Annotated in this window: 1 protein-coding gene; it reads right to left on the bottom strand. The window is 32.1% G+C overall.

What is annotated here, in order from left to right; genetic code table 11:
- Nucleotides 1-139: 139 nt before the first annotated feature.
- A partial coding sequence (locus tag Q0822_RS18205) for a hypothetical protein (RefSeq protein WP_299126399.1) occupies nt 140-599 on the bottom strand: 460 nt, incomplete at its 5' end.

Here is a 599-nt window from a genome sequence, read left to right as displayed (position 1 = left end):
AACGGGATTGTGTATGATTTCGTTGTGTTGTCTAGGTCTAAGTTAGTAAAAGGAAACGAACCATAGGAAAATTCCGCAGGAATTTTCCGAGTACACACGAACCGAACAATGAATTATACACGTTGTTGGCAACTGGATTTTATTCTAAATAAACATTGTGTTTTACCTGGTTGGATTCAATAATATTAATCAATCGTTTTGTTGGTTCAATTGCTTCTCCATCTTTATTCCAGAAGTTCCATTTTTCCGAATCGACTTTGTTTTCAAAGTATTTAAATCCGCAACCACCTGAGGAATCATTCTCTTTAACAAGCACGTCATATTCTCCTTCCGCAATTTTTATATTATTGGACGTAATAAATTTCCATTTTCCGGTTCTATAAGTGTAATTAATTTCTTTAGGAACAATTCCGCAAAAAGTATAGGATCCGCTTATTAATTCTCCTATTGCCTCAACATTATGAAAACCTTTTTTAATTTCAGTCGAGTTTGAGTTTTCAGTTTTACAACTAAAAATTAAACTAATAAAGAATAGAAATAATAGCGATTTATTCAAATTATTCTTTGTTTTGAATTGGTTTCTCATCTTGTTGCCAACG

It is taken from the genome of uncultured Winogradskyella sp., from assembly GCF_947496485.1.
Taxonomy (GTDB): Bacteria; Bacteroidota; Bacteroidia; order Flavobacteriales; family Flavobacteriaceae; genus Winogradskyella.
The sequence above is the reverse complement of the archived record's forward strand: the minus strand, read 5'-3'. Positions and strand labels throughout refer to the sequence as shown.